Raw genomic sequence first — 24,376 nt, 5'->3', positions numbered from 1 at the left:
CATTTGCGAGGTGAGCAATGGGCCCTGTCGTTACCGCACGTCCTCCCCAAACCCTTTATGTGACCATTCGTCGCGATGAATTGCGCCTACTCAAGGAAGAACGCGATCTGCTGCTCGATGAAGTGACGCAGTTGCGCATGCAGCTGCAACACGCACAGCTGTCCCACCAGAGCCAGTCCCTGGCTCGGTAACCGCTCCAGAGGCACAGTCGAAGAAGTGACGCTGGTCAAACAGTGTCACTTCCATGTAAGTCCTGCCGTGCCCGCTTGCGGCGAGCATTCTATCTGTGGGAGCAAGGCTTGCCCGCGACGAACGATAACGCGGTTCAGCTGTACGACCGCGGTGCGGCTATCGCGGGCAAGCCTTGCCACAGGTCCCGCCTCTAGAGACAAATCCCCTTGCCACAGGTGCATTCGCACCTCACATGCATTTTGTATCCGAAAAACTCACAAAGTTTTCACAACCGGCTCGTAATACTCCCGGCCTTTAGGGTTGCTCGGCGCAGGCCTGCGGTCACCAATCCGGTACCGGCAGCTTCGTCGATATAAGGCTGGAGCGCTTGATGAGCTTGTTCAAACGCAGCAAAACGACTGCGAAAGGTTTCGACTGGGCCGGACTCGGCTGGCTGTTTCTGTTCTTCTGGTACTTCTCGGGTATCACCCAACTGCTTATCCTGCTGAGCGACACCTCCGGTTTCACCGGCTTTCGCCAAGCGTTCGTGATGAGTGCGGTGTGGCTGGCCCCCCTGCTGCTCTTTCCCGCCCGTACACGCTTGCTCGCGGCATTGATCGGCGTGGTGCTGTGGGCTTGCTCCATGGCCAGCCTGGGCTACTTCTTCATTTACCAGCAGGAATTTTCCCAGAGCGTCATTTTCATCATGTTCGAATCGAACGTGTCTGAAGCCGGCGAGTACCTGACCCAGTATTTTGCCTGGTGGATGGTGGCGGCGTTCCTGGCCCACACCGTCATTGGCTATTGGCTCTGGACCCGCCTGCGTCCGGTGTACCTGCCCCGGGGGCAAGCCTTGGTGGCGGCCGCGGTCATCGTGCTCGCGGTGGTCGGTTATCCGCTGATCAAGCAGACCCAGCGCACCGGCAGCTTCGCCGGTGGCCTGGAGAAGTTCGAAGATCGCATCGAGCCGGCCGTGCCGTGGCAGATGCTGGTGGCGTATCGTCGCTACGGTGAACAGCTGGAAAACATGCAAGGCATGCTCCACAGCGCCAGCAAGATTGCGCCCCTGGGCAATCTCAAGGATGCCATGGCAGAACAGCCGGCCACCCTGGTGCTGGTGATCGGCGAATCCACCAACCGCCAGCGCATGAGCCTGTACGGTTACCCGCGGGAAACCACGCCGGAGCTGGACAAGCTCAAGGACCAGCTTTCGGTGTTCGACAATGTGATCACCCCGCGCCCCTACACCATCGAAGCGCTGCAGCAGGTGCTGACGTTCGCCGACGAGGAGAATCCGGACCTGTACCTGAGTACGCCATCGTTGGTCAGCATGATGAAGCAGGCCGGCTACAAGACCTTCTGGATCACCAACCAGCAGACCATGACCAAGCGCAACACCATGCTCACGACCTTTTCCCAACAGGCCGACGAACAGGTGTACCTGAACAACAACCGCAACCAGAATGCCGCGCAATACGATGGCGACGTGATCGAGCCGTTCAACAAGGCCTTGGCCGACAGCGCCCCGCGCAAGCTGATCGTGGTGCACCTGCTCGGCACCCACATGAGCTATCAGTACCGGTATCCGCCGACGTTCAACAAATTCACTGACCGCCAGGGCGTACCGGCGGGCCTGCGTGATGATCAGGTCCCGACCTACAACAGCTACGATAACGCCGTGCTGTACAACGACTTTGTCGTGTCCAGCCTGATCAAGGATTACGCCAAGACCGACCCCAACGGCTTCCTGCTGTACCTCTCGGACCACGGCGAAGACGTGTTCGATTCGCAGGGGCACGGCACGCTGGGTCGTAACGAAGGCAAGCCGACCGCACCGATGTACACCATTCCTTTCATGGCCTGGGCTTCGCCCAAGTGGCGCGAAAACCATGACTGGAACTTCGCCGGCGACCTGTCACGGCCCTACAGCAGCTCACACCTGATCCACACCTGGGCGGACCTGGCCGGCTTGAGTTTTGACGAGCTGGACCGCAGCAAGAGCCTGGTCAGCGATGACTTCAAGGCCCGCCCGCTGCTGATCGGCAACCCGTATCAAACCCCACGCAAGGCCCTGATCGATTTCAGCCTGATGCAGCCCAAGGCGCCACTGGCCGAAGTCGTGCAGAAATAACCGAAACCGACCGGATGCCCGCTTTCACAGGGGCTTGATCCAGAACTGCATAGGGCCGTGGGCTGGATCGAACATGCCGGGGGCAAAGCCGAACTTGGCGTAGCTGCCCCGTGCCACGGCATTTTCCTGGAGCACTTCCAGGGTAATCTTGCAGCAACCGCGCTGGCGGGAAATATCCTCGACCTTCTGCAGCATCTTCTGGCTCAACCCGAGGCCGCGAAATTCCGGCATCACCGCCACGTCGTGGATGTTCACCAAAGGCCGGCAGGCGAAGGTTGAAAAACCTTCGAAACAATTGACCAGCCCCGCCGGCTCGCCATTGACGAAAGCCAGCACGCTGAAAGCATGAGGGCGCTTGGCCAGCTCCTCGGGCAGATGCAACAGCACCTCGGCCGGCAACGGATGCCCTCCGCCCATCGGGTCCTGCGCATAGCCGTCGAGCACATGACAGATCGCTTCGGCGTGGATCGGGTTGGTGTAGCTGGCTTGCAGGACAAGGATGTCCTTGGCTTCTTCCATGACCTTCCATCTCACTTCGGTAGTACCGGCGGCTCGACGCCGTCGGCGGGATACAGGTCAGGCTGGCTGACCAAAACGTTGCATTTGCATTTCCTGGAGGCGACTGAGCGTACGGCGAAACGGGAATTGCAGATAGCCCTCGGTGTACAACTCATCCATCGGCACCGCAGCCGAAAGGCACAACGGAACCTTGCGGTCGTAGCATTCATCGACCAGGGCGATGAACCGTCGCACGCCGTCGTCGTGGACCGACAACTGCGGCAGCTCACGGTCACCGGCCACGACCCGCTCGACGCCGTCCTCGGTGCCACGGGCAATGCGCCCCTCGCGCTGTTCGGCGCTCAGGCAGGGCACATCACTGAGCAGGATGACGCTGAAGCGGTCGCACAGCGCCATGAAATCCAGCGCCGAGAACGGTTGCTCACACAGGTCGGCGTAACGGCTCCAGAGCACCGTATCGCTGGCCTGGACCGGCTCAAGCAGACGATGGCCCACGTCAATCGGCGCACGGCTCGACACCTGCCCGGCGGTCAACAGGTTGAAGACATCGCCCAGCGGATCGGGCTGCCCGGGATCGCGCAGCCAGTAACGCTGCTGCAATTGGCCTGGGTGCTGGCGATGGTCTTGCCAGCCGTTCACCGGCACAATCTGCATGTGCTGCTTGATCGCGGTGATGGTCGGCAGGAAACGCTCACGGTTGTGGCCGTTGGCATAGAGTTCTTCCGGTGGCAGGTTGGAGGTGCTCACCATCACCATGCCCAGCTCGAACATCACCTGGAACAAGCGCCCGAGAATGATCGCGTCACCAATGTCGTTGACGAACAGCTCGTCGAAACACAGCACCCGCACTTCTGCGCTCAACTCCCGGGCCAGGGCTTGCAAAGGATCCGGCGTGCCGGTGAGCTGGAACGAGCGCTGGTGCACCCACGCCATGAAATGATGGAAGTGCTGACGGCGGGCCGGCACCTTGAGGCTTTCATAAAAGCGGTCCATCAGCCAGGTCTTGCCACGCCCCACCGGGCCCCAGAGATAGACGCCCTTGATCGACTTGCGCCCTTCGTGCAACGCCTGGTGGCATTGCTCCAGCGACATGATGGCCAATTCCTGGGCCTCGTCCTGGACGAAGCCGTGGTGTTCGATGGCATGCTGCCAGGCAGTCAAGGGGGAGTCGAAAGTCATACGGCCCGGGTCCGGAAAACGAAGGTGGGGAGTATGCCATGCGAAACGCTCAGAAGAACCGTGCAGACTGTGGCGAGGGGATTTATCCCCGCTCGGCTGCGAAGCAGACGCCAGGCCTCAAACCGTATGGGCCTGCTTCGCAGTCCAGCGGGGATAAATCCCCTCGCCACAATAGTGTTCACATAACAGAGTGCAGACTGCTAAATCGAGATATCCAACCGACTGATCTTGCCCTGTTCATCGAGTCGAAAGGTATAACGCAACTCCAGCGGGCTGCCGGGGAATGTTCCGGAGATCAGGTTCTGCACCAGCACCTTGCCAGTGCGTTGCTGCACATTGAGCACTTCCACCCGTGGCTGGAATCGCTGGGCGGTGTCTTCCATCCATTGGGCGATGGCCTGGGTGCCAACGCGGTGCTGGCCTTCATCGAACACGTTGGCATCCTCGGCGAAGAAACGCGTCACCGCCGAACTGTCACGGGCATTGGCAGCCGCGATGTAGCCGGCGATGGCCGGGGCCAGGGAAGAGACGGGATTGGACATGGTACGGCTCCTTGTTTTATCGATCTGGCACCATGCTAGAACAGCGTTGTGTCAGTTTTTGTCAGGAGTGAAACGACCGGTTTCGTCCAACTTCATCAACGCAAACCAGTCCCGCAACAAATCGCTGCGCCGGCCTGGATACCGCTCGCCCTGCTCGGTGGCCGAGGCAATCCGGTCGGTGCGAAAGGTCCGATAGGCGCCGCGCAATTCGCACCAGGCCACTACCACCCGCGCCTCGTTGAAAAAGCCCAGGGCCAGCGGCCAGATCAGGCGTTGGCTCGGAGTCTTGTTCACGTCGGCGTAGTCGATGTGCAGCTTGGCCTGGGCACGAATGGCCTGGCGGTAGACATTCAGCTCCACGGTGTTCTGCGGATAGCCATAACCCGGCGGGCCAGGCAGTACCGTAGGGTTGCGCAACGCGTCCCGCACATCCGGGGCCAGCACGGCGGCGACCTTCGCCAGGGCGTCGGCGGCCGCCCTGCCCAGCACCTCGTCGGCGCGCTGATCCACGTAGCGCAAGCCCAGCACGATGGCTTCGATTTCATCGGCGGTGAACATCAGCGGCGGCAGGAACAGGCCGCTGCGCAATACATAACCAATGCCCGCCTCGCCCTGGATCGGCGCACCGAGGGCCGTGAGTTCGGCAATGTCGCGGTACAAGGTGCGCTCGGATACATTCAGTTCATCCGCCAACGTCGCAGCGGTGACCGGGCAACGCTTGCCCCGCAAGACTTGCAGCAAAGTGAGCAGCCGAGTGGTACGCGACACGATGGACTGTCCGCAAAGAAAAGATGGCGCAGATTAGCAGAGGCTGGTGTCAGAAACTGTCAGGAGCCTCTGTCTATGAGCCAGGGTTCGTGGGTTGCCGTGGGGCACCTGTGGGGTATCGTGCTCAATCGCTTCCGGTTTTTTCATTCTTTGAGAGTCAATCCATGCGCAGAATCCTCGGCCTTTCCGTATTCCTGATCCTGCTCAGCCTCAGCGCCTGCGCCCTCTTCCCGAACCGTGACCCGCTGAACATCAACGTGGTCGGCATCGAACCGTTGCCCAACCAGGGCCTGGAGGTGCGCTTCGCCGTGAAACTGCGTGTGCAGAACCCCAACGAAACCGCCATCGACTACAACGGCGTGGCGCTGGACCTGGAGGTCAATGGCCGTACGCTGGCGACAGGGGTCAGTGACCAGACCGGCTCGATCCCGCGCTTTTCCGAAGCGATCCTGAGCGTCCCGGTGAGCATTTCGGCGTTTTCCGTGCTGCGCCAGACCCTGGGCCTTAGCCAGACCCAAAGCCTGGACAACCTGCCCTATGTGCTCAAGGGCAAACTCGCTGGCGGCGTGTTCGGCACCCTGCGCTTCGTCGACCGCGGGACCCTCGAACTGCCAGGCTCCGCGGCGACGTGGTGAATCACGCCGTGAAGCGCACGCCAGGCTTGGCGCGCTCGTCCACCACCAATTCGAACACATCCGGCCTGGCGTAGTGACCGACCACGTCATAGTCGTAGCGCGCCCGTACCAGGTCATCGGTGTCGATTTCGGCGGTCAGTAGCCCGGCAGTGTCTTTCAGCGGCCCGGCGAGCACATCGCCCATGGGCCCGATAATCACGCTGCCACCGGCAATCAGCGGCCGCTCGGCCGGCCAGTGCGCGACGTCGATACCCAGCGCCTGCGGCGAGGCCTGGACCTGACAGGCACTGACCACAAAACAACGCCCTTCGTGGGCGATATGCCGCATGGTCACCTGCCACATCTCCCGCTCATCCACTGTGGGCGCACACCAGACCTCCACCCCCTTGGCGTACATCGCGGTGCGAAACAGCGGCATCATGTTTTCCCAGCACACCGCCGCGCCGACCCGGCCAACCTGGCTGTCGATCACCGGCAAGGTCGAACCGTCGCCTTTGCCCCAGATCAGCCGCTCGGTGCCGGTGGGCATCAACTTGCGGTGCCGGGCCACCAGGCCCGCATCGGGTTCGAAGTACAGTGCGGTGCAGTAGAGGGTGCTGCCGACACGCTCGATGACGCCCAGCACCAGGCTCGCCCCCGTACGCGCCGATAGCCCGGCCAGCGCTTCGGTTTCCACGCCGGGCACATCAATGGCATTGGCAAAATAGCGGGCGAACGCTTCACGCCCCTCCGGCAGCCGGTAGCCCAGTTGCGTTCCGAACCCCTCGCCCTTGGGATAGCCACCGAGCAACGCTTCAGGCATCACCACCAGGCGTGCGCCGGCCTGGCGAATGGCGTCTTCATAGGAAAGGATCTGCGCCAGGGTCTCGCCCTTGCCGCCAGGCAACGAACCGATCTGCAGGGCAGCCACAATGGATTTGGGCATGGTTTTCAACTCCTTGATCATCAGGTGTTGCTGATTCTCAAGGAGCGGCCGATCATGAATAAAGCCCCAACCGCTGCTAAATGATATGAGCCTCATGAATATCGCCGACATCGACCTCAATCTGCTCAAGACGTTCGAAGCCCTGCATGACGAATCCAGCGCCAGCCGCGCCGCCGTGCGCCTGGGCGTGACCCAGTCGGCCATCAGCGCCGCATTGCGCAGGCTCCGCGGGTTGTATGACGATCAATTATTCGTGCGCACGGGCCGGGGTCTGGCGCCGACGCTGCGGGCCAACCAACTGAAACCGGTGATCAGCGAAGCTCTGGACAAATGTCGCCAGAGCCTGGCGATGGTCGACCCCGATGCCAGCCATTATGACGGCCGCTCGGTCATCATCGGCCTGTCGGACGATTTCGAGATTGCCCATGGGCGGCGCCTGATCGACGAAGTGGCCCGACGTGCGCCGGGACTGCGCTTGATTTTCCGTCAGACCCACAGCCAGATCGTCGGCCGGGCCTTGATGGAACGCGATCTCGACCTGGCGATCACCGCGGGTGGTTTCGCGCAGCGGCTGCTCAGCCGCCAGGTATTGGGTGAAGGCGATTACGCCTGCCTGTTGGACGCGGCGAGCCTGGCGCACGGCCAACAATCCCTCAGTCTGGAGGCGTTCGTGGCCCGCGAGCATCTGCTGGTGTCTTCAGGTGGCTTCATCGGCATCACCGACGAAGGATTGGCCGGGCTTGGCCTGAGACGGCGAGTCTGTGCCTCGACCACCCACTTCGCCGCGCTGCCATTCCTGCTCAAGGGCAGCCAGGCCGTAGCGACGATTCCGGCCCACGCCGCCCGGGCCATCGCCGACCTCAGCGGCCTGGCGTTGCTGCCCTGCCCCCTGGCCTTGCCCCGCTACCCCATCGAACTGGGCTGGCGGACCCACACGCAAATGGATCCGGCAATGCTCAAGGTGCGCGAGGCCATCAGCGCGACGTTTGCCTGAGGTTTACTTGTTGGCGGCCATCAGGCGATTGACTTCACTGCGCACCATGTTGGCGTATTCCGGCGGCGACATGCCGTCCAGTTCGGCACGCACCCACTCGGCCCACTTGCCCTTGCGTTTGGAGCGCTCGCCGAACAGGCGGGCGGCATCGCCCTTGGCCTTGCCCAGGTTGTTTTGCCACAGTTCAAAGAGTCGGGATTTTTCGTCTTCCAGCGCAGCGCGCTCGGCCAGGGGCTTGTCAGCCAGATTGAAGCTCATGGGAATTACCTGTTGCGTAAATAGGCGCCATCTTACACCTTGCAGGGAAACGTCTTAACCACGAATTGCGATGGATTGCCCTGCGAGGGCCTAGGCGCTGCAACTTTTTAACCGGCGCAGCACTCCACTGTTCAATGCCATCATCCACACAAGGAGTACTTCCATGGCCCGTAAAGGCACTGTGCAAGCGAACGGAGAGCAAATCAAGGATCAAGCCTTCAGCGAATTGACGGCGCTGATTGAAGAATCGGAAAAACTGCTCAAAAGCAGTGCCTCGCTGGTGGGCGAAGAGGCCGAAGACCTGCGAGGCCAGATAGCCCAGAAACTGCAACAGGCACGCGACTCGGTCACCAGCGCCCGGGAACGTACCCGTCCCATGGTCGATGCCACTGAGGTCTATATTGGCGGCCACCCCTGGCAGACCGTGGCGATTTCCGCGGGGTTCGGGCTGGTGGTGGGTTTGCTGCTAGGACGGCGTTAAACAATAGCAAGCAGCCCCAGGACCTGATGTGGGAGCGAGCTCGCTCGCGATAACGGTGGACCAGGCAACATCTCTGCTGCTGAACCACCGCCATCGCGAGCAAGCTCGCTCCCACAGGGACTTTTGATCGCCTCAAGCGGCGGGACCCGCCCGCAGGATCGACGCATCCTCCCCGCGGTACAACGCCTCCACCTTCCCTGCCCGCCACTGCAACACCGCCCGTTGGTTGATCGATCCCTTGTCGGTGATTTCACCACGGTCGATGGACGCCGGTTCATCGAGCAAGGCTATCCACTCCAAGCGACTGGCATTGCCGCTGGCTTCGCGGTTCAGGCGTTGCAGCCAGTCGGCGAACCATTGGCGTACCGGCGGGCTGGCGAGGACCTGGGCGTCGCTGGCATCCGCGTCCAGGCCTGACAGGCGCCGGCATTCAACAAGTCGTGGAAACACCAGCGCGCCCAGGCACTCGCGATCCGGTGCGGTGATCACCAGGTCCTGGACGTAGGGTGTGCCTTCCAGCACCGCACGGTTACGCAACGGCCCGACGCTGACAAACACACCGGAAGACAGTTTGAAGTCCTCGGCGATCCGCCCGTCGAACATCAGCCCCAGTTGCGGATTGCTGGCATCGGCCAGTTTGATCGCATCCCCCGAGCAATAGAAACCGTCCTCGTCGAACACTTCGGCGGTCTGCTGCGGCGAACGCCAGTAGCCGGGCATGATGTGTGGTCCGCGAAAACGCCCTTCGAACTTGCCATCCACCGGCACCAGCCGGACCTCGCAGCCGGGCGCCGGAAGACCGATGTAGCCGGCCATGGACAAGGGCCCGGTGGTGAAGGTGCAGGACGGCGACGCTTCGGTCATGCCCAGGCCCGCCATCATGCGGATACGTTCTCCGCAATGCTGCTCGGCGACCTTGTCGAGCCGGTCCCAGGTACTTTGGGACAAGCCCGCCGCGGCAAAGAAGAACAGGCTGATGCGCTTGAAGAAACGCTCGCGCAATTCACCGTCCTGCTCCAAGGCGCTGACCAATTCTTCCCAGCCCTTGGGTACGGTCAGGTAGGCGGTGGGGGAAATTTCCTTGAGGTTGCGCAGGGTCTCGGCGAAGCCCTGGGCGGTGGGTTTGCCGTCGTCCAGGTAGAACGTGCCGCCGTTGTACAGCACGATGCCGACGTTGTGGCTACCCCCGAACGTGTGGTTCCACGGCAGCCAGTCCACCAGCACCGGCGGCACCTCGCCGAACACCGGGAAGGTTTGCAGCAGCATCTGCTGATTGGCGCACAGCATACGCTGGGTGGTGATCACGGCCTTGGGCAGCTTGGTGGAGCCCGAGGTGAACAGGAACTTGGCGATGCTGTCCGGGCCGGTGGCGGCGAACGCCTGCTCGGCCTCCGCGCCGCCGGGTTGAGCCAACAGGCTGGCGAAGCTGGTCCTGGAGCGGCCCGCCATCTCGCCGCGCACCGTGATCAAGGGAACGTTCGCCGGCAATACGGCATTGATCGCTCGTTCGAACGGGGCGGCTTCGCTGACAAACACCAACCCCGGCTGCAACAGATCGCAGACGTGACGCAGCTTGGCGAAATCCTGGGACAGCAATGAATAAGCCGGCGACACCGGGCAATAGGGAACGCCGGCGTACATTGCGCCGAGGGCCATTTGCAGGTGTTCGATGTCGTTGCCGGAGAGCAGCGCCAAGGGTTTTTCCGCTGACAAACCGTAACCGAGCAGGCTTTGAGCGATGGCCCGGACACTGTCGAGCATCTGCGCATAACTGACCCGACGCCAGTCGCCGCCCGCTTCACGGGCCGCGATAAACGTCTGCTGCGGGCGCACCTCGGCCCAGTGCACCAGGCGTTCGAGCAAACGCGCCGGCAGCGGGGCCAGGGGTTCCAGGGAGCGCATGTGCAAAATGCCGCGCTCTTCCCGGACTTCGACGGCAGGATGACCAATCGACACCTGGCGATAACGCCCGGCCTCGGGTCGGGAGGACGATCTGGACTCGGAACTCACGTACATTTCCTCCACCAAGGCACGCTCGGGTCGCGAGGCGAGCGGAGCGTGGCAGCGCGGGGCTGCGGCCTTGTCATTGTTATTCTGGCCTGCATCCGGGCGGCGGCTTTCGAGGCTCGACCGCCCATGATGCGATGGGTTTCAGATCGGGTAATGCCGGGGACCGTTCTGCAAGGTCACCCAGCGCAACTGGGTGAAATGCTCGATGGACGCCTTGCCGCCGAAGCTGCCATAACCGCTGGACTTGACCCCGCCGAAGGGCATCTGCGCCTCGTCGTGCACGGTCGGCCCGTTGATGTGGCAAATGCCCGACTCGACCCGCTGGGCCAAGGCCAACGCGCGGGTGGTATCGCGGCTGAAGATGGCAGCCGACAGGCCGAACTCGGAATCGTTGGCCAGGCGCAACAGCGCTTCATCGCCCTCGCCGCGCAACAGCACCGCCACTGGCCCGAAGGACTCTTCGCGGTACAGGCGCATCTGCGCAGTGACACCGTCGAGCAAGGTCGGCTGCAGGATGCTGCCTTCCAACTGGCCACCGGTGACCAGCGTTGCGCCTTTGGCCAAGGCATCGTCGATCAGTCCCTTGATGCGCTGGCCGGCACTGGCATCGACCAACGAGCCCAGCACCGAATCGCCGGCCGCCGGATCACCGGCACGCAAGGTGGCGATCTTGGCGGTCAGCTTGGCGATGAACGCATCCGCGACGCGGGCATCGACGATCAATCGCTCGGTGGACATGCAGATCTGGCCCTGGTTGAAGTAGGCCCCGAAGGCCGCCGCTTGCACGGCGGCGTCCAGGTCGGCGTCATCCAGCACCAGCAACGGCGCCTTGCCGCCCAGCTCCAGCAACGCTGGTTTGAGATGGCGCGCCGAGAGTTCGCCGACGATGCGGCCGACGTGGGTCGAACCGGTGAAATTGACCCGGCGCACCGCCGGGTTGGCGATCAACCGTTCGACAATGGCCGGCGCATCCGCCGGTGCGTTACAGATCACGTTGACCACACCATCACCCAGCCCGGCGTCCTGCAACACCTGGCCGATCAACCGGTGCACCGCAGGACTGATCTCGGAAGCCTTGAGCACCACGGTGTTACCGCAGGCCAGGGGCATGGCGATGGCGCGGGTGGCGAGAATCACCGGAGCGTTCCAGGGCGCGATGCCCAACACCACGCCACAGGGCTGACGCAGGGCCATGGCGAAACTGCCTGGCACGTCGGAAGGAATGATTTCGCCATTGATCTGGGTGGTCATGGACGCCGCTTCGCGCAGCATGTTCGCCGCCAGGTGCACGTTGAAACCGTACCAGTTGGCCATGGCACCAGTCTCACCGGCCGCGGCGATAAACTCGCCACTGCGGGCCTGCAATTGCTCGGCTGCCCGTAGCAGACGCGTGCGGCGTTCGTTGGGTGGCAGCGCGGCCCAGGCAGGAAATGCCGCCTGGGCCGCGGCCACGGCGGCATCGGCATCTTCGAGGGTGGCGGCGGCCACGTGAGACACCACTTCACCGGTCACCGGGTTGCAGCGCTCGAAGGTCCGGCCGTCGCGGGCCGGGCACGACTGGCCGCCAATCAACAGGGGCACGTCCAGCATGGTGATTCCTCTTTATTGTCTTTATCGGGAACACGTTCACAGTAGCGCCGAGGGCCTGGGACGAACAGCCCGCGGGCACACGATGGCGCCCGCCGCGCGATTGTCTCAGCGCTTGTAGGTCTGCAGGCCCGGCTTGATGGTCTTGTCGTCCAGGAATTGCTTCATCCCCTGCTCGCGGCCACCCTCGGTATCGAGCAGGCGCGACTGGTCGAGCTTGGCGTACAGGTAATCTTCGTTCTGTTCCCAGGTCAGTTCGCGGCAACGCTTGAAGCCATGCTTGGCCGCCCGCAGCACCACCGGGTTCTTTTCCAACAGGTTGCGGGCCAGTTCCACAGTGACTTCACGCAACTGCGCCAAGGGCACGCTCTCATTGACCAGGCCCATTTCGGCCGCTTTCTGCCCACCGAAGGTCTTGCCGGTCATGATGTAGTACAGCGATTGGCGATGGCCCACGGTGTCGGCCATGGCCTTGCTGACGAGGTTGCCCGGCGGGATGCCCCAGTTGATTTCCGAAAGACCGAAAGTCGCTTCGTCGGCGCAGATCGCCAGGTCGCACGCCACCAGCGGGCTGAAACCGCCACCGAAACACCAGCCATTGACCATGGCGATGGTTGGCTTGGCGTACATGCGCAGTAATTTCCACTGCCATTGCGAGGCTTCGCGACGGATTTTTTCCTGGAGGATTTCCGGCCCGGCATCCACTTCGCGGAAGTATTCCTTGAGGTCCATGCCAGCGGTCCAGGCGTCACCGGCCCCGGTCAGCACCAATACCCCTGCGGCCGGATCCTGCTCCAGGGTCTCGAGCACGTCGATCATCTCGCGGTTGAGGGTCGGACTCATGGCGTTGCGTTTTTCCGGGCGATTGAGGGTGACCCAGGCGATGCCCTCCTCGATGTCGACCTTGACGGTTTTCCAGCGACCTTCGTAATTGCTCATGATGCGTGCTCTCTTGTTCTTGACTGAAGATGATAAAAAACTAAACCGGAAATTTAGTTATGTCAATTAACTATTAATCAGTTTATCTGTATTTTCCAGAGACTGGATCGAAGGTTTAAAAATTCGAATATGCACAAGCCCGTAGCCAGGGCGCCGCAACCCCGGCAAACTGGATAGCCTTGTTAACCACTTACCTTGAGGACACTCACTTCGATGGCCAAGTCTTCCAAGCTTGCCGAACCCGCCGAGCCCCTGGTCGCCGGTACCGACGCACAGGTGCCGCTGGACTCCGCCCTGGACGACCTGATCGGTTACGCCCTGCGCCGCGCCCAGTTGAAACTGTTCCAGAACCTGATTGGCCGGCTTGCCGTCCACGATCTGCGGCCCGCCCAGTTCTCGGCCCTGGCAATCATCGACCAGAATCCCGGCCTGATGCAGGCCGACCTGGCCAAGGCCCTGGCGATCGAACCGCCGCAAGTGGTGCCGCTGCTCAATAAGCTGGAAAGCCGGGCTTTGGCGGTGCGCGTGCGCTGCAAGCCGGACAAGCGCTCCTATGGGATCTTCCTGAGCAAGACCGGCGAAACCCTGCTCAAGGAACTCAAGCAAATCGCCGCCCAGAGCGACCTTGACTCCACCGCGGCCCTCTCTGGTGCTGAGCGCGAGGAGTTGCTGCGGTTGTTGAAGAAGGTTTACCAGTAGCGAGCCTGGCGCGGGTCCCTGCGGCACCGCTATGTGGGAGCAAAGCTTGCTCCCACAAGCGCTAGCCAACCGACTCGAAACTCACCAGATCGGCACGCTGTACGTCACCAGGAACCGGGTCTGGTTCTCGTCGCGAAACGCCGCGGTACCCGGGAAGTTGTTGCGATAGATCGATTTGCGGGCCAGCAACCCGACGTTCTTCAGCGGGCCGCCCTGGATCACGTACCCCAACTCCATCTGGAACTCACGCTCCTTGCGATCCTCGGCATTGAGGGCCGCCAGCTCGATGTGATCGCCACGCACATAACGCAGTCGAGTCCTCAGGCCTGGCACGCCCACGGCGGCGAAATCGTAGTCATGGATCGCCTGCCAGGTGCGCTCCTTGGCATTGAGGAAGTCCGAGCTCATGGTCATTTCACTCAAGCCCATCAACTCGGTGCCGGACACATACGGCGTGGCCGTATCGCCACTGGCGTGCATGTAGCCCAGGCTCACGCGATGCCCGCCCAGGCGATAGCCGACCAGCGCCGAGACATTGCGGTTATCCACCTTTCCGGCCTTGGCCGCGCCGTCTTCGTCACTGAAAAAACTGCGCAGGTCGGTGGTCAGGACACCATCGCCCAGGGGCAGGTTATGCAACAACGCCAGGGTGTCCTGCTGGTACAGGTCCGCCACTTCGGCGTGGTAGGCCCGCAGGCTGAGGTCTTTGTTGACCTGATAGTCACCGCCCACATACGCCATATGGGAAGAGGTCGCCGCGCCGTTGAATCGGCGGTTGGGCGAGGCGATGCTCATCGGCTGGTAATCGGTGGAATCGCGGCGGGCGATGCGATCGATATAACCGGTGTTCAACGTCAAACCGTCGAAATCCTTGGAACTGAGCGTCGTCCCGCGAAAGGTCTGCGGCAGCAGACGCGACGGGCTGGCAAAGGCAAATGGCAGGAAGATCGAGACATCGCCGGTCTTCACCGTGGTTTGAGCGAAACGCAGCTTGCCGGTCACGCCCAGGCGCGAATACTCATCCGCCGCGCGCTTGTCGCTGGCGGACACAGGCAACAGTTCAGTGCCACTGCGATCCGGCGACGAATCAAGCTTGATGCCCAGCAATCCCCTGACATCCAGGCCGAACCCGACCGTGCCCGGGGTGAACCCCGACTCCATGTTCATGAACACACCCTGGGCCCATTCTCGCGCTGCGGTCTTGGCGCCGTCGTCCTTGTAGTCGCGGTCCATGTAGTAATTGCGAAGGGTCAGCGTACCGTGGCTGTCGTCGATGAAGCCTTCCGCCCACGATACGGGAGAACCGAGGCTCAGCCCGAGACAGGCCAGCAGAGGGACGAGGGATGAAACAGGGCGCGCCGTCAGCGCGTCCCGAGCAAGATTTGGCATGTTCGGAGTCCATTTATTGTTGTTGTTTTGATCGGCCCGAGCTTGGCGACGGGGGCCGTGCGGACAAAGAATGGAAACGGCACCGGCGCTTCGTCAATCGACAATGTCCGATAATCGAACATTAATATAACTAACTAATTTACCCATTCCTCCGTGAATCCTTTCCAAGCCACTGATTTTCATACTGAACTGCTCGCTTATTGACGCCCTTCCGGCACCCTTCATTTTTTAGTTAGCTTTGTTAATCTTAAACCCATCCGCCGGCTTTCCTTCGAGCGGTGTCCCCTCACAAAAACAATAAGAGGATTTGCCATGGACCGTCCGGCGCGTCGTGCGACGCTGACCATTGCCTTGTGTTTCATCGTTGCGTTGATCGAGGGTTTCGACCTGCAGTCAGCCGGTACCGCCGCCGCAGGACTACGGCAGACCTTTGCCCTTGACCCGAAAATGATGGGCTGGGTGTTCAGCGCCGGGATCATCGGGTTGCTGCCAGGAGCCTTCTTCGGTGGTTGGATCGCTGATCGCATCGGTCGCAAGAAAATCCTCATCACCGCGGTCTTGCTCTTCGGCGTGTTTTCCCTCAGCACCGCTTATGTCGAACACTTCTCCAGCCTGTTGCTGGTGCGTTTCATGACCGGCCTGGGCCTGGGCGCCGCCCTGCCCAACCTCATTGCCCTGTGTGCCGAAGCCGTGGGTGAGCAGCGCAGAGGCACGGCCATCAGCGTGATGTATGCGGGGGTGCCGCTGGGCGGTGCATTGGCTGCCGTGGTGGCGATGCTGTTTGGCGAGCACTGGCAGATGACGTTTTTCATCGGTGGGTTGGCGCCGCTGCTGGTGGTGCCACTGATGCTCCTGTGGCTTCCAGAATCCAGCGCCTTTCGCCAGGTGCAAGATGGCGGCACATCGCGCGGTTCCACCGCCCAGGCGCTGTTCGGTGAAGGCCGCGGCCGTACCACCTTGGCCCTGTGGCTGAGCTATTTCTTCACCCTGACGGTCATGTACATGTTGCTCAACTGGCTGCCGTCATTGTTGCTGGAACAGGGCTTCAGCAAACCCCAGGCCGGCCTGGTGCAGATGCTGTTCAACATCGGTGGCGCCCTTGGCTCGTTGCTGGGCGGCCTGTTGCTGGACCGTTGCAATGGCATCAAGGTAGTGCTGTTCGTCTATGCCGGCCTGTTGAGCGCCCTGGCCGGGGTCGGCTTGTCGGTCGGCATCGTACCGATGGGCATCGCCGGGTTCGCCGCCGGGCTGTTCGTCATGGCCGCGCAACTGGTTCTCTATGCCTTGGCACCGCCCTCCTACCCTACGGCCGTGCGTGCGACGGGGGTTGGTGCCGCGGTGGCCATCGGGCGCCTGGGCTCGGTGGCAGGCCCCCTGGCCGCCGGGCAGATCCTGGCGGCCGGGGGCGGGACCACTGCCGTATTGCTGGCGACTTCTCCTGGGTTGGTGGTTGCGACGTTGGCTGTTCTCAGTGTGATTCGCCATTCGGCGGGGCCACGATTGAGGGCTACGAATCCGGTTGTGAAGCATTCCTGAGTGGCTGCGCATATCCGTTATCAGGTAACGGATATGCGCACCTATCCTAACGCGCCCTCACCCCCTGACCCAACGCTCCTGCCGACTCGACTCAGGCTTTTTTACGAAGACCTTCTGCGGCAGCAGCCACCAGGCCAGGGCGGGCAACAGGATCAAGGCCCCGAGCATGTTCACCAGGAACATGAAGGCCAGCAGAATCCCCATGTCAGCCTGGAACTTGATCGGCGAAAAAGCCCAGGTCGACACCGCCACAGCCAATGTCATGCCTGTCAGCAACACCACTTTGCCGGTGAACAGCAGCGCCTGGTAATACGCCTGGGCCAGGGTGTCGCCGGCACGCATCCGTGCCAGAATCACGCTCAACACGTAGAGCGCATAATCGACCCCGATGCCCACGCCCAGTGCAATGACCGGCAGTGTCGCGACTTTCACCCCCATGCCCAACCCCACCATCAGCGCCTCGCACAGGATCGAGGTGAGCATCAGCGGCAGCATCGCGCACAGAGTGGCGCGCCAGCTGCGGAAGGTCAGCAAACACAGCAGGCTGACCGCACCGTAGACCCAGAACAGCATCTCGCGCATGGACTTCTTCACCACGATATTGGTCGCCGCTTCGATCCCCGCGCTGCCGGCCGCCAGCATGAACTTGACCTCCGGCAGTTGATGCCCGGCGATGAATTGCTCGCTGGCCTCCACCACCCGGTTCAAGGTGTCAGCCTTGTGATCGGCCAGGTAGACGTACAGCGACAGCATCGAGCAGCCCTGATTGAACAACTCTCGCGGAGCACGGGTCTGCACGGCACCCAGTGCGCCGTCATTGGGGATCAGTTCATACCATTTGAAGTTGCCTTCGTTATAACCGGCCGTGGCGATCTTGCTCAGCGCCGCCATCGAGGTGGTCGATTCCACGCCGGGCAATTGCTCCAGTTGCCACGCCAGCGCATCGACCGCGGACAGACTGGCGTAACGGGTGCATTGATCCTCCGGGGTCTTGATCATGACCACGAAGATATCCGAGCTGGCCGCGTAGTTCTGGGTCATGAACAACGCATCGCGGTTGTAGCGCGAGTCGGCACGCAACTCCGGGGCGCCGGGGTCCAGATCGCCGATTTTCAGGTGCAGGCTCACGGCAAAACCAGACGCGGCCAGCAACAGACCCGCCAACATGGCGCCGATGGCCCAACGCCGTTGGGTGAACAGGTCGAGCACGCGCCACAGGGGATGTTTGATGCGCGCCTGTTGCTCGGTGGTTTCCGCACTCAGGCTGCGTTGTGCCGCCGCCGGGCTGACGCCGATATAGCTGAGCAGGATCGGCAGCAGAATCAGGTTGGTGAAGATCAGCACCGCCACCCCGAGGCTGGCGGTGATCGCCAGGTCCTGGATCACTCGAATGTCGATCAGCAGCAACACCGCGAAGCCCACCGCGTCACAGAGCAAAGCGGTGATGCCGGCGGCGAACAGGCGGCGGAAGGTGTAGCGCGCGGCGACCACCCGGTGGGTGCCACGGCCAATGTCCTGCATGATGCCGTTCATCTTCTGCGCGCCATGGCTCATGCCAATGGCGAACACCAGGAACGGCACCAGTGCCGAGTAGGGATCCAGCTCATAACCGAGCAGGGCCAGCAGCCCCAGTTGCCACAGCACCGCCGCCAGTGAACAGGTCACCACCACCAGGGTACTGCGCGCGCAACGGGTGTAGCCAAACAGCACCAGTACCGTCACCAGTACCGCCACCACGAAAAACAGCAGGACTTGGGTCATCCCCTCGATCAGGTCGCCGACGATCTTGGTAAAGCCGGTGATGTGAATCCGCAGGTCATCGGTCTGGTACTTGTCCCGCAACGCCTCCAGTTGCCGGGAAAACTCGCCATAGTCCAGCGCCTTGCCCGTCTGCGGGTTGATTTCCAGCAACGGCACGAAAATCACACTGGACTTGAAGTTGCCAGCGACCAATTGACCGACTTCCCCGGAGCGGGCCACATTGGTCCGCACCTGCTCGATGCTGGTGGTCGAGCCATCGTAGTCGTCGGGGATCACCGTGCCGCCGTCGAGCCCCTCTTCGGTCACGGCGGTCCAGCGCGTGGTCGGGGTCCACAATGATTTCATGTACGGTCGGTCGACCCCCGGCAGCAAATAGAGCTCGTCGTTGAGCTTGGCCAGGGTGTCGAGGTAATCCTTGGTGAAAATGCTCCCCTGCTTGACCTCCACGGCGATGCGCAGCGAGTTGCCCAGGCCGCTCAACTCACTGCGGTTCTCGAGGAAATTGGCGACGTAGGGATGCCCGGTGGGAATGGTCTTCTCATAACTGGCATTGATGCCGATGCGCGTGGCTTGCCAACCAAGCACCAAGGTCACCAGCAGGCATAGCAGGATCACCAGCGGTCGATGGTTGAAGATCGCCCGCTCGGCGAAGTTGCCCGACGCCCGGTCGAAGTCTTCCTGGCGGCCGATCACGGTTTGGATTCTGTCGTCTTTCAAGTTTGACTCCTGTTGCACGAGCCGTGGCCCGATAGCGCTACACCGTGAAGTTTCAAGGTTTACCGGAGGCCCGCGGATCCTGGTCAGCGGCCACGCCAGTCAAACCGACGCTGGCCAGGCTGCCGTCGACCGCCTGCTGCACGGCAGCGACCGTCCCGCCGCTGCGGCTCTGACGCTTGTCAAAGCTGCGACCCTGGTCATGACTGAAGAGAAGCTCACCACTCTGGCTGGCCAACAACAGGCTGCCGTCGCGCAGTTCAAGGGCGCTCGCCAGTGTTGATTCGATACCCGTGTCGAGGCGTCGCCAACTGACGCCACGGTCATCGGACCACCAGGCGTTTCCGCGCAAGCCATAGACAATCAAGGCCCCATCGCGCATACCGAGCAGGCCGAAAAAGCTGCCTTCATAAGGTGACTTCAAGGCCTGGAATGACTGCCCGGCATCGGTCGAACGCAACAGCAGGCCGCGCTCCCCCACCAGCAGCAAATCCTTGCCCAAGGCGCGGATGCCATACAGGTTCAAACCCTGGGGGTTGTCCACATGCCGCATCCACGGTTGCCAGCTTCGCCCACCGTCATCGGTGCGGTAGATCTGGTTGTAGGCGCCCACGACGTAGCCGTGCAGGCGGTCACTGAAGTACAGGTCGAGGAATGGTTTATCCGGTCCGTCATCGAGCATGTGCCGTGCCTGCGCCAACTGGCTGGCACCGTCGGGTTGATTGGCATCGCGCTCGGCGACTTGCACCGCCAGGGCGATGGCGCGCTCACCGTCGAGTTGCTTCTGCCAGGTTTCCCCGCCGTCCTGGGTGTGCAGCACCACCCCCAGATGACCGACCGCCCAGCCCTGCTCGGCATCGACGAATTGCACCGCCGTCAGGCTGACGCTGACCGGTACCCTGGCCTGGCGCCAACTCACGCCAGCATCATCCGACAGCAGCACGATCCCGCGCTCGCCCACCGCCACCAGGCGCTCGCCAGCCCTGGCCAACCCGAGCAATACCGCGCGCGGAGCCTTGGTCGTCGGCAGTGCCGGTTGCTGCAGCACCGCCAATGTCGTGGCCTGTGCGAGCCAGGGCACACTCGCCAACAGGCAGCCCATCAGGGCACAAACACCCCATAGCGGACCGCGACGCGCAAAGATTTTTTCAACGTTCATATCGTTATTCCGCCTGGAAAATCGTAAGCGACCGCGACGAACCTCCTCTTCGCCACGGCCGCCACAGGTTCAACGCATGTTTTCGTTGGCCATGGCATCCGGCGTGAAGTAGGACGCCGAAGGCTTCGCGACCTTCTGGTACTGAACCGCCAGGTCGTTGCTCGATGAGTTGAGGAAGTAGGCCCCGGTGTCGAGGTTGTAGCTGCCCCACATGACCTGTGCGGTGAGGGCCGGCAGGTCCGGTGCCAGCAGCGTCAGCGAATACATCTGCCGGCCGAGCTTGCCCTGGGCGTCATAACCGTCGGCCATCAGGATCTGCCAGGAATCTTCGTCGACGTAGTAGGTCCGACGCGGCACGACATGACGCTTGCCGGGCTTGAGCGTGGCCTCGACCACCCAGACCCGATGCTTCTCCCAACGCACCAGATCAGGGTTGAGGAAGTTCGCCTTGACCAGGTCGTCGCTCTTAGCCAGGGCGGCGCGGTTATTGTTGTAGCCAACGATCAGCTCTTTCTTGCCCACCAGCTTGAGGTCATAGCGATCGGTCGGCCCGAACAGCATGAACGCCTCGTCGAACAGGCCGACGCCGGAGGTCACGAAATCCGGCGTGTCATAGGCAATGTTCGGCGCCCGGCGAACCCGGCGCTGGCCGACCAGATATTGCCAGGCCGCCCGATTGGCCGGGTCCAGGTCCCAATGGGTCATCAGGCCTTCGCCGGCCTTGGACGACGGCAACTCGGTGAACAGCTTGCCCAACAGGTACTTGCCCGAATAATTTTCCAGGCTGCCGCCTTCGACGTAGTAGGGAAACTGATAGGTGTATTGCGCCCGGGTGGCCTGGACTTTCTTGCCGCCGGCGGTCATCAGCCAGGTATCGAAAGGCGAGCTGATGGTGTCGCCGCCCTGCCACGACAACCGATAATTCCACAGTACTTGCGCACCGTTTTCCGGGATCGGGAACGGGATGCCGCCGTAGGCGTTGGAGACCTTCTCACTGTCCACGTCCAGCGTGGCGCGGGTGGCATTCTTGCTGGTGTTGTCATACACCCATTGCGGCGCGGCGGCCGAGCGATGGGTCGGGTACACGTCCAGGCGATAGTCCGGGTATTTCTTGAGCAGCAGTTTGGTGCCCTCGGCCAATTCGCTGGCGTACTGCTCCATGTTCGCGGCCTTGATCGAATACAGCGGTTTCTCGCTGGCGAATGGGTCGGGGCGCTTGTCTCCCGGTTTGTAGCCGGGCGTGACCTGGGTATAACCGCCCTGCCAAGCCGGGATGCTGCCATCGGCATTGCCGGCACGCTCGCCGCCCAGGGGGGTCAGATCGGTTTTCAAACGTGCGGCCTGTTCGGGCGACACCGCCGCTTGCGCCAGCCCCATACCGACGAGGGCCAGGGTCAGGACGCATGTGTTCAGGAATGCTGTGTTCTGCATGGCGAATCCACCTTATTAGAATGAGGTTTTCACGTAGAGCGAGACGAAGTCGCGGTCGGCCAACGACTGTCCGTAACTGAAATTGCCGTCCTCGCGCAGCCCGGCTTTCGGTGCGCCGAAGAAGTTCACGTAGTTGAGGCCGACGTCCCAGCGTTGCAGATAGGTGGCTTTGAGCCCGACGCTCCAGTCACCGGAATGGGTGTTGCCGAAGCCGGATTTGTTGACCGCCGACGAACGTCCATCGAGCACCATCCCCATGCCGATCGGCACGGTCAGGTCGATTCCGTCGACAATCTGGAAGTACGCCGGCTCGATCAATACCCGCAGTGCCGTGGCATCGCGGGTGGTATTGGAATCCAGCGCGGCAGCGTTCTTGGTTACGCTCAGGGTGCGGTTCCAGGCCAGTTCGGCCAGGGCCGAGCCGCCGTCCCAGAACGCGGTGGGCGATAACAGGTAAATCGCCGACAGGTTGGCGTGGGCGGTCTTGCCCCTGGCGAACAACTCATTGTCGCCACCATCGGCCGCCATGCCGGGAGTCACCACTTGCAGGTTGCTCACCAGCGGTGCGTTCCAGCGCACCGACGTTTCACCGGCAAAGTTGAACGGGCCGGAGGCGGTGGAGAAACTGACGCCAGCGGTCCTGATGTCTTCGGCGTAGACCTGCCGATAGGAACCCAGGATGGGCAACCCGGTGGCCGCTGCCGCCGGACCGTCCAGGTACGCGTACAACCCGATCGGTGCCTTATCGTGATACTGGGCCGCGTAGAACCCCAGCTCCAGCTCGGTGCCGCTCGGCTTGAAGCGGATCTGCATGCCGCCCTGCCCCGAATTGCGCGGTTTCAGATCGCCGCCATTGACCGTGTCGTTGCCGAACACTTCGCGCAACGAACCACTGCCGTACCCGATGGCATCGGTATCGCTCAGGTAGCTGCCGGCGCCGGGCAGATTGGAACGTTCCCACTCGAACTGATAGTAAGCGCCGACCGACAACTGCGGGTTGATCTGCAACTGCCCGGAGATTTGATTGACCGGACGCAGGATCTCCTTGAACTGAGTCCCCGGTACGCTGAGCAACTTGACGACGTCGGTCGGACCCTGGGCATTGGCAATGCCGTTGCCGCCGTAGAACAGGCTTTCCCCATAGATCAGGCTGTGTCGGCCCAGGCGCGCCACGCCCTGGGAGTCTTCACCGAGGTCGCCGCGCAAGAACACGAAGGCATCGAGAATTTCCGCGTCGCGCCCATGGAGCTTGCGGGTTTCGCTGAGAAAATGCGGTTGCTCGCTGCTGTCGGTGTCCTGGTTGTAGATATCGTCGTACCAGGCCGCGCCGCTCACGCGCAGCCCGTAGTTTTGCCGGCTGAGGTCCATTTCGGAAAACAGGTCCAGGCGGTTGGAGACCAGGCCGCTGCTGAAGTTCTTATCGCCCTGGCTCTGGATCGAGGGGTACAGGCCGTTGGCGGTTGGCGCGTTGACCAAGCGGCTGTCCTGCCCGTGCAGGCGCCAGGCCTGGCTGTACTTGATGGTGTTGTCCCAGCGCAGTTTCCAATCGGAGTCACCCAGGTCCATTTGCATGGCCTCGACCCGATCGACCATCACGCCGGTGCTGCACAACGCCAGGAACAAGGCGCAATGCTTGAAACGAAAGCTATCTTTGAAGTTATCCATGGACGCTTCTCATTATTGTTATTTTTGGGCATGGCTTTGCCAGCCAACACGCTCAGGTCGCGGCTGACGCCGCTTTGCGCGGGTGCGCATTCAGATGTAGGTGGAGGCCAATCCACCATCGACCGGCAGGTTGACGCCGTTGATCCAGCGCGACTCGTCGGCACACAGGAAAGCGATCACCGCCGCCACCTCATCGGCGTAAGCGGGACGTTTCATACGGTGGGCATCGGCCTGGGTCCGGGCCTCGCCGAGCATGCTCACGAAGTCGTCGAGGATGGGCGTGAAAACCGGACCTGGCGCGACACTGTTCATGCGCACCGAATGCTCGAGGAACCAGGGTTGGGCCTGCAGGTAGTTCCAGACGATCAAGGCTTCCTTGAAGTACTGGTAGCAGGTCTGGTCCGGCACCGGGTGGTCAGCCAGCCAGGCTTGCGCGGCGGCAAAGTCTTCGATGCGCGCCAGCGCCTTGTGCTGTTCCAGGCGTAACGGCCACTCGGCACCGAGGATCGAGGCGATATTGACGATGCTGCCACCGGCGCTGATGCGCGGCAGCAGCGCACGGCTCAGGTGGCGCAGCCCGAGGTAGTTGACCCGCGCCAGCAGTCGCGGGTTGGCAGTGCCCGGCACGCCGGCGATGTTGCACAGGCTGTCAAGCCGTGCGGGCAGCTGTGGCAGCAACCGTTCGATGTTCTCGGCGCTGCTCAAGTCGCCCTGCACAAAACCGTCCAGGGTCATGTGCGGCGCCTTGAGATCCACGCCAATCACCTGGGCGCCGTGTGCGCGCAGCAGGCTCGCCGTGGCAGCACCGATACCCGACGAAACACCAGTCACCAGCACAATCTTGTTGTCGAGTTTCATGTTGAGTCCTCTTATTATTTTTGTG

General features: G+C 62.1%; 22 protein-coding genes. 7 read left to right on the top strand and 15 right to left on the bottom strand.

The features are described from left to right. Positions 1 to 17 precede the first annotated feature (17 nt). Together BLQ55_RS32230 and BLQ55_RS21635 are read left to right on the top strand one after the other, a co-directional pair. Entirely contained in the window at positions 18 to 191 is a 174-nt protein-coding gene (locus BLQ55_RS32230; RefSeq protein WP_013693491.1) for a DUF6026 family protein, read from the top strand. Between the two features lie 371 nt (positions 192 to 562). Next, positions 563 to 2,302 (top strand): phosphoethanolamine transferase CptA, encoded by a 1,740-nt coding sequence (locus tag BLQ55_RS21635; protein ID WP_092256862.1) that lies wholly within the window; start codon positions 563 to 565, stop codon positions 2,300 to 2,302. Positions 2,303 to 2,326: 24 nt separating this feature from the next. On the opposite strand, the gene BLQ55_RS21630 is transcribed toward BLQ55_RS21635, so the two are convergent. The 4 genes from BLQ55_RS21630 to BLQ55_RS21615 all read right to left on the bottom strand — a co-directional run bounded on the left by BLQ55_RS21630 (position 2,327) and on the right by BLQ55_RS21615 (position 5,310). Next, the gene (locus BLQ55_RS21630) at positions 2,327 to 2,821 is read right to left on the bottom strand and encodes a GNAT family N-acetyltransferase (RefSeq protein ID WP_092200710.1); all 495 of its coding nucleotides are present in this window, start codon (positions 2,819 to 2,821) and stop codon (positions 2,327 to 2,329) included. A gap of 57 nt (positions 2,822 to 2,878) precedes the next feature. Continuing rightward, on the bottom strand, positions 2,879 to 4,000 hold the full coding sequence (gene zapE, locus BLQ55_RS21625; RefSeq protein ID WP_092256859.1) for a cell division protein ZapE: 1,122 nt from the start codon (positions 3,998 to 4,000) through the stop codon (positions 2,879 to 2,881). A 200-nt stretch (positions 4,001 to 4,200) separates the two neighbouring features. After that, positions 4,201 to 4,542, bottom strand: coding sequence for a nuclear transport factor 2 family protein (locus BLQ55_RS21620; protein WP_003202401.1), 342 nt, complete (start codon positions 4,540 to 4,542; stop codon positions 4,201 to 4,203). A 51-nt stretch (positions 4,543 to 4,593) separates the two neighbouring features. Further along, complete coding sequence (locus BLQ55_RS21615; RefSeq protein WP_092256856.1) at positions 4,594 to 5,310, bottom strand: helix-turn-helix transcriptional regulator; 717 nt, start codon at positions 5,308 to 5,310, stop codon at positions 4,594 to 4,596. A 164-nt stretch (positions 5,311 to 5,474) separates the two neighbouring features. Here BLQ55_RS21615 and BLQ55_RS21610 point away from each other — a divergent pair, with 164 nt between their 5' ends. After that, positions 5,475 to 5,945, top strand: a complete 471-nt coding sequence (locus BLQ55_RS21610) for an LEA/WHy family protein (protein ID WP_092200701.1) — start codon at positions 5,475 to 5,477, stop codon at positions 5,943 to 5,945. A gap of 1 nt (position 5,946) precedes the next feature. On the opposite strand, the gene BLQ55_RS21605 is transcribed toward BLQ55_RS21610, so the two are convergent. Further along, positions 5,947 to 6,870: a carbon-nitrogen hydrolase family protein gene (locus BLQ55_RS21605; RefSeq protein ID WP_092256926.1), complete on the bottom strand. Its 924-nt coding sequence runs from the start codon at positions 6,868 to 6,870 to the stop codon at positions 5,947 to 5,949. An 85-nt stretch (positions 6,871 to 6,955) separates the two neighbouring features. Between BLQ55_RS21605 and BLQ55_RS21600 the strand changes: the two genes are divergently transcribed. Further along, positions 6,956 to 7,864, top strand: a complete 909-nt coding sequence (locus tag BLQ55_RS21600) for a LysR substrate-binding domain-containing protein (RefSeq protein ID WP_092200698.1) — start codon at positions 6,956 to 6,958, stop codon at positions 7,862 to 7,864. Between the two features lie 3 nt (positions 7,865 to 7,867). Here the strand turns inward: BLQ55_RS21600 and BLQ55_RS21595 are convergent, their stop codons facing one another. Then, positions 7,868 to 8,122, bottom strand: a complete 255-nt coding sequence (locus BLQ55_RS21595) for a hypothetical protein (RefSeq protein ID WP_003181187.1) — start codon at positions 8,120 to 8,122, stop codon at positions 7,868 to 7,870. Between the two features lie 163 nt (positions 8,123 to 8,285). Here BLQ55_RS21595 and BLQ55_RS21590 point away from each other — a divergent pair, with 163 nt between their 5' ends. Beyond that, complete coding sequence (locus tag BLQ55_RS21590) at positions 8,286 to 8,603, top strand: ElaB/YgaM/YqjD family protein (RefSeq protein ID WP_092164831.1); 318 nt, start codon at positions 8,286 to 8,288, stop codon at positions 8,601 to 8,603. Between the two features lie 132 nt (positions 8,604 to 8,735). Here the strand turns inward: BLQ55_RS21590 and BLQ55_RS21585 are convergent, their stop codons facing one another. From BLQ55_RS21585 to BLQ55_RS21575, 3 genes are all read right to left on the bottom strand, one after another. Next, on the bottom strand, positions 8,736 to 10,613 hold the full coding sequence (locus BLQ55_RS21585) for a feruloyl-CoA synthase (protein WP_092201092.1): 1,878 nt from the start codon (positions 10,611 to 10,613) through the stop codon (positions 8,736 to 8,738). 141 nt (positions 10,614 to 10,754) lie between these two features. Further along, on the bottom strand, positions 10,755 to 12,203 hold the full coding sequence (locus tag BLQ55_RS21580) for an aldehyde dehydrogenase (RefSeq protein ID WP_092200695.1): 1,449 nt from the start codon (positions 12,201 to 12,203) through the stop codon (positions 10,755 to 10,757). Positions 12,204 to 12,308: 105 nt separating this feature from the next. Further along, on the bottom strand, positions 12,309 to 13,139 hold the full coding sequence (locus tag BLQ55_RS21575) for a p-hydroxycinnamoyl CoA hydratase/lyase (protein WP_092200692.1): 831 nt from the start codon (positions 13,137 to 13,139) through the stop codon (positions 12,309 to 12,311). Positions 13,140 to 13,352: 213 nt separating this feature from the next. Between BLQ55_RS21575 and BLQ55_RS21570 the strand changes: the two genes are divergently transcribed. Then, positions 13,353 to 13,838 carry a MarR family winged helix-turn-helix transcriptional regulator gene (locus BLQ55_RS21570; protein WP_060742571.1) on the top strand — a complete coding sequence of 162 codons (486 nt, stop codon included), beginning with the start codon at positions 13,353 to 13,355 and terminating at the stop codon, positions 13,836 to 13,838. 81 nt (positions 13,839 to 13,919) lie between these two features. Here BLQ55_RS21570 and BLQ55_RS21565 read toward each other — a convergent pair whose 3' ends face one another. After that, complete coding sequence (locus BLQ55_RS21565; RefSeq protein ID WP_092200689.1) at positions 13,920 to 15,227, bottom strand: OprD family porin; 1,308 nt, start codon at positions 15,225 to 15,227, stop codon at positions 13,920 to 13,922. 312 nt (positions 15,228 to 15,539) lie between these two features. Here BLQ55_RS21565 and mhpT point away from each other — a divergent pair, with 312 nt between their 5' ends. After that, a complete protein-coding gene (gene mhpT / locus BLQ55_RS21560; protein WP_092200686.1) occupies positions 15,540 to 16,763 on the top strand; it encodes a 3-(3-hydroxy-phenyl)propionate transporter MhpT in 1,224 nt (407 codons plus the stop codon). Positions 16,764 to 16,820: 57 nt separating this feature from the next. Here the strand turns inward: mhpT and BLQ55_RS21555 are convergent, their stop codons facing one another. The 5 genes from BLQ55_RS21555 to BLQ55_RS21535 form a co-directional block, all read right to left on the bottom strand. Continuing rightward, positions 16,821 to 19,241, bottom strand: a complete 2,421-nt coding sequence (locus BLQ55_RS21555; protein WP_092256853.1) for an efflux RND transporter permease subunit — start codon at positions 19,239 to 19,241, stop codon at positions 16,821 to 16,823. 52 nt (positions 19,242 to 19,293) lie between these two features. Further along, positions 19,294 to 20,397 (bottom strand): WD40/YVTN/BNR-like repeat-containing protein, encoded by a 1,104-nt coding sequence (locus BLQ55_RS21550; protein WP_092256851.1) that lies wholly within the window; start codon positions 20,395 to 20,397, stop codon positions 19,294 to 19,296. Between the two features lie 69 nt (positions 20,398 to 20,466). Then, positions 20,467 to 21,828, bottom strand: coding sequence for a DUF1329 domain-containing protein (locus tag BLQ55_RS21545; RefSeq protein WP_092200678.1), 1,362 nt, complete (start codon positions 21,826 to 21,828; stop codon positions 20,467 to 20,469). Positions 21,829 to 21,843: 15 nt separating this feature from the next. Continuing rightward, on the bottom strand, positions 21,844 to 23,493 hold the full coding sequence (locus BLQ55_RS21540) for a DUF1302 domain-containing protein (RefSeq protein ID WP_092200675.1): 1,650 nt from the start codon (positions 23,491 to 23,493) through the stop codon (positions 21,844 to 21,846). A gap of 90 nt (positions 23,494 to 23,583) precedes the next feature. Continuing rightward, on the bottom strand, positions 23,584 to 24,351 hold the full coding sequence (locus tag BLQ55_RS21535) for a coniferyl-alcohol dehydrogenase (protein ID WP_060742578.1): 768 nt from the start codon (positions 24,349 to 24,351) through the stop codon (positions 23,584 to 23,586). Positions 24,352 to 24,376: the final 25 nt, after the last annotated feature.

Origin of the sequence: Pseudomonas sp. NFACC13-1, from assembly GCF_900104425.1 — a bacterium.
Lineage (GTDB): Bacteria > Pseudomonadota > Gammaproteobacteria > Pseudomonadales > Pseudomonadaceae > Aquipseudomonas > Aquipseudomonas fluorescens_AA.
This window is presented reverse-complemented; position numbering and strand designations above follow the sequence as displayed.

Bases quoted from the DNA above. Each gene is read 5' to 3' on its own strand.
- BLQ55_RS32230 (WP_013693491.1), top strand. From the start codon at position 18: ATGGGCCCTGTCGTTACCGCACGTCCTCCCCAAACCCTTTATGTGACC.
- BLQ55_RS21575 (WP_092200692.1), bottom strand. From the start codon at position 13,139: ATGAGCAATTACGAAGGTCGCTGGAAAACCGTCAAGGTCGACATCGAG.
- BLQ55_RS21540 (WP_092200675.1), bottom strand. From the start codon at position 23,493: ATGGATAACTTCAAAGATAGCTTTCGTTTCAAGCATTGCGCCTTGTTC.
- zapE (WP_092256859.1), bottom strand. From the start codon at position 4,000: ATGACTTTCGACTCCCCCTTGACTGCCTGGCAGCATGCCATCGAACAC.
- mhpT (WP_092200686.1), top strand. From the start codon at position 15,540: ATGGACCGTCCGGCGCGTCGTGCGACGCTGACCATTGCCTTGTGTTTC.
- BLQ55_RS21545 (WP_092200678.1), bottom strand. From the start codon at position 21,828: ATGCAGAACACAGCATTCCTGAACACATGCGTCCTGACCCTGGCCCTC.
- BLQ55_RS21595 (WP_003181187.1), bottom strand. From the start codon at position 8,122: ATGAGCTTCAATCTGGCTGACAAGCCCCTGGCCGAGCGCGCTGCGCTG.
- BLQ55_RS21605 (WP_092256926.1), bottom strand. From the start codon at position 6,870: ATGCCCAAATCCATTGTGGCTGCCCTGCAGATCGGTTCGTTGCCTGGC.
- BLQ55_RS21550 (WP_092256851.1), bottom strand. From the start codon at position 20,397: ATGAACGTTGAAAAAATCTTTGCGCGTCGCGGTCCGCTATGGGGTGTT.
- BLQ55_RS21580 (WP_092200695.1), bottom strand. From the start codon at position 12,203: ATGCTGGACGTGCCCCTGTTGATTGGCGGCCAGTCGTGCCCGGCCCGC.
- BLQ55_RS21610 (WP_092200701.1), top strand. From the start codon at position 5,475: ATGCGCAGAATCCTCGGCCTTTCCGTATTCCTGATCCTGCTCAGCCTC.
- BLQ55_RS21570 (WP_060742571.1), top strand. From the start codon at position 13,353: ATGGCCAAGTCTTCCAAGCTTGCCGAACCCGCCGAGCCCCTGGTCGCC.
- BLQ55_RS21565 (WP_092200689.1), bottom strand. From the start codon at position 15,227: ATGCCAAATCTTGCTCGGGACGCGCTGACGGCGCGCCCTGTTTCATCC.
- BLQ55_RS21630 (WP_092200710.1), bottom strand. From the start codon at position 2,821: ATGGAAGAAGCCAAGGACATCCTTGTCCTGCAAGCCAGCTACACCAAC.
- BLQ55_RS21635 (WP_092256862.1), top strand. From the start codon at position 563: ATGAGCTTGTTCAAACGCAGCAAAACGACTGCGAAAGGTTTCGACTGG.
- BLQ55_RS21535 (WP_060742578.1), bottom strand. From the start codon at position 24,351: ATGAAACTCGACAACAAGATTGTGCTGGTGACTGGTGTTTCGTCGGGT.
- BLQ55_RS21600 (WP_092200698.1), top strand. From the start codon at position 6,956: ATGAGCCTCATGAATATCGCCGACATCGACCTCAATCTGCTCAAGACG.
- BLQ55_RS21620 (WP_003202401.1), bottom strand. From the start codon at position 4,542: ATGTCCAATCCCGTCTCTTCCCTGGCCCCGGCCATCGCCGGCTACATC.
- BLQ55_RS21590 (WP_092164831.1), top strand. From the start codon at position 8,286: ATGGCCCGTAAAGGCACTGTGCAAGCGAACGGAGAGCAAATCAAGGAT.